The following is a 3,189-nucleotide window of genomic DNA, read 5'->3' as shown; positions in this document are numbered from 1 at the left end:
GTGCACCCATATTATGCATCCTGCGAGAATAAGAGCCATGGGAGGCAGAATCAACATGCCGTTGTTCATATAACCGGCTTCATACCAACTTTGAGGGAAAATCTGATATCCCATGAGTGTCCCGCTTCCGAAAAGCTCACGGAAGAAAGAGATTATCACAAGAATCACACCATATCCTATTCCGTTGCCAATGCCGTCAAGAAATGACTGCCAGGGACGGTTGTTGAGGGCGAATGCCTCAAGACGCCCCATGATTATACAGTTGGTGATGATGAGTCCGATGAAGACCGACAATGCCTTTGAAACTTCATAGTTCCATGCTTTCAGAACCTGATCCACGATCACGACAAGGGCGGCAACAACGACAAGCTGCACGATGATGCGGATGGATGTCGGGATGGTGTTTCTAAGCAATGAGATGATTACGTTGGAAAGCGCGAGCACTGCTGTGACAGAAATTGTCATGACAAGAGCAGGTTCCATTTTCGCCGTTACAGCGAGCGCCGAGCAGATTCCCAGTACCTGTACGATAACCGGGTTCTCTTTGGAGAGAGGATTGACGAGCGGAAGGAATGTTTTTTTCAGGTTCATTTCTCAACCTCCTTTCCTTGACTAAGTTTTTTAAAGAATGCGGAATATGGTTCGAGAGAATTTTCGAGCATGCGCTGAACTCCCTGACTCGTTATGGTGCCTCCGGAGATTGCGTGCACATATGATCCCTCTGTCGGTTCCTGACCGTTTTTCACTACTTTGACTGATTGGAACATACCCTCTGAATTGAAGATGTCTTTCCCCTGAAACTGGCTGCTGAAAGCCGGTTTCTCGATTTCCGCCCCAAGTCCGGGAGTCTCCCCCTGGTGGGCGAAATATGCTCCGTATATTGTGTCGCCGTCTGAGTTGAATGCAACGTACCCCCATATCGGTCCCCAAAGTCCCGCTCCATATACCGGAACGATGTATTTCACACCGCTCTTTGTGTCGCACACGAACACCGGAAGGATTCTTTCAGCCGCAGGTTTCTTCACCTCAAGGCTGACATTCACTGAGAATGGATCGATATTGGCGTCAACACGCTCACCCTCTGTGTTGACGATGTAGCTGTCGGTAATATGTGTGGAGTATAGTTCTGCGACACTCCGGTTCTCCGAGGGAACAATCAGTGCCGCGGCAAGTATCTGCCGTTTGGTGTCGTTGGCGATATTCTCCTCCTGTTGCGGACGTAATGCCTGATAAACGATAGACAGGACAACACCCACTATCACTACCAGCACAACAGAATATATCACTGTGTATAGATTGCTTTGTCTGTTCATGGTCATGGGTATTATGAATTTTTAATTTCAGAACGGCTAAGACGTCGGCGCACATTGGCGTTGACCACGCAATAGTCGATAAGAGGTGCGAAGCAGTTCATCAGAAGCACCGCAAGCATCGCGCCTTCCGGATAACCTGTGTTATAGCAGCGGATTACTATAGCCATGGCTCCGATGAGGAAGCCGTAGATATATTTACCGGTATTTGTTCGGCATGCTGTTACAGGGTCTGTCGCCATAAACACAATCGCGAACATGAATCCTCCGAGACATAGCTGCTGCAAGGGAGAAAGGAATGTCACCGGATAGAGGTCGGTGGCGAAATGGTTTGCAAGAACACTCATAAGCAATCCGCCAATGAGAGCCGAGCCCATGATTCTCCAGCTTGCGATTCCAGTGAAAAGCAGGATAGCTGCACCGATAAGGATACAGAATGTTGAAGTCTCTCCCCATGAGCCGGAATAAAATCCGAAAAAAATGTCGGAAAAAGAGAGAGGATCGCCAAGCACATTCGTAATGACTGTCCCGGGTTCTGTCGCCGATGCGAGCTGACCAAGGGGAGTGGCTCCAGTGTATGAATCTGCTGCCTGGGAACCCCCTAAAGAAACGAAAACATTATCACCGCTCATCTTCGAGGGATAACTGAAGAAGAGGAACGCACGCGTCACAAGAGCGATATTGAGAAAATTATAACCTGTTCCGCCAAACACTTCCTTTGCGAAAATAACTGCGAAAGCCACTGCTATAGCAAGCATCCAGCATGGGGTGTCGACCGGACATATCATGGGTATCAATATACCGGATACAAGAAATCCTTCCTGAATTTCATGACCTCGAAGCTGCGCTACTATAAATTCTATTCCCAGTCCTACGATATATGCTGTGAGAATCTGTGGCAGAACGGCGAAGAATCCATAAAAAAACAGTTCAAAGAAACTATGGTCCAACTCTCCGATAGCCCGGTAGTGCTGGAGTCCGATGTTCCACATTCCGAACAGACAGCAGGGGAGAAGCGCCATGACCACTGTGATCATTGTGCGTTTCGAGTCGCTGCCGTCGTGTATGTGCACGCCTGACGAAGATGTCTCGTTGGGGGTGAACAGGAATGTGTAGAAGCCGTCGAATACGGAATGCAGCTTCTCGAATCTGCCCCCTTTTTCAAAGTCGGGCTTGATTCTGTCTATTCGTTGTTTTAATCCTTTCACGGTCTATAATGTTTTTTCTGTTACATTGTCTCTTTGCGAAGATAATCGAGACCTTCGCGCACGATTTTCTGAAGTTCAAGTTTCGAGGTGTCGACAAATTCCGGAAGTGCGAAATCCTCGGGTGCCACCTCATATATTCCACGTTCTTCCATTTTCTCGATATTCCGGGCAATGATCGCTTTTAAAAGATATTCGGGATAGATGTCGAATGGAAATACTTTATCGTATTCGCCGCTCATAATCATAGCGCGGTGTCCCCCTTTTATCCTTGCGTCGAAGCTGAATGGTTTCGACAACCCGCGAAGGAAAGCCGGGAATGCGCGGCTCACGCTGTATTTTTTCGGACTTAGTGATGCCCATCCCATAAATTCATCTGCTGAGTCTCCTTCCTCGATTGCCGTGATCTGACGGTATGGATAACGCAAGAAACCGTCGGTGATGTCAACCCTTGAGCCGGTCAGTACGTTTCCGGATATTGTTCTGACTTTTCCCATGTCGGAGGTAATCTCTCCTTCAAGCAGTGTGGAAAGTTTTGCTCCGATCGTTGTCCGGATCATGCGTGGATTTTTCATGCATGGACCTGTCAAAGCAACGACTGTGTCGTAACTGATGTGTCCGGTCTCGACAAATTCTCCTATGCGTGCGGCAGTCACGGCATCGAGTGTCCATAC

3 protein-coding genes and 1 pseudogene are annotated in these 3,189 nt (G+C 48.2%); all 4 read right to left on the bottom strand.

Features of this window, described 5'->3' with window-relative positions:
• On the bottom strand, positions 1-591 hold a 591-nt coding region (locus JX312_RS11075; protein ID WP_204458041.1), incomplete at its 3' end, for an NADH:ubiquinone reductase (Na(+)-transporting) subunit D.
• Positions 588-1,313, bottom strand: a complete 726-nt coding sequence (gene nqrC / locus JX312_RS11070; RefSeq protein ID WP_204458040.1) for an NADH:ubiquinone reductase (Na(+)-transporting) subunit C — start codon at positions 1,311-1,313, stop codon at positions 588-590. The genes nqrC and JX312_RS11075, both read right to left, overlap by 4 nt.
• 11 nt (positions 1,314-1,324) lie before the next feature.
• Complete coding sequence (locus tag JX312_RS11065; protein WP_204458039.1) at positions 1,325-2,518, bottom strand: NADH:ubiquinone reductase (Na(+)-transporting) subunit B; 1,194 nt, start codon at positions 2,516-2,518, stop codon at positions 1,325-1,327.
• A 20-nt stretch (positions 2,519-2,538) separates the two neighbouring features.
• A pseudogene (locus JX312_RS11060) lies at positions 2,539-3,189 on the bottom strand (NADH:ubiquinone reductase (Na(+)-transporting) subunit A); the annotation flags it as partial.

This window comes from Barnesiella sp. CU968, from assembly GCF_905219685.1.
GTDB lineage: Bacteria > Bacteroidota > Bacteroidia > Bacteroidales > Muribaculaceae > Lepagella > Lepagella muris_A.
The sequence above is the reverse complement of the archived record's forward strand: the minus strand, read 5'-3'. Positions and strand labels throughout refer to the sequence as shown.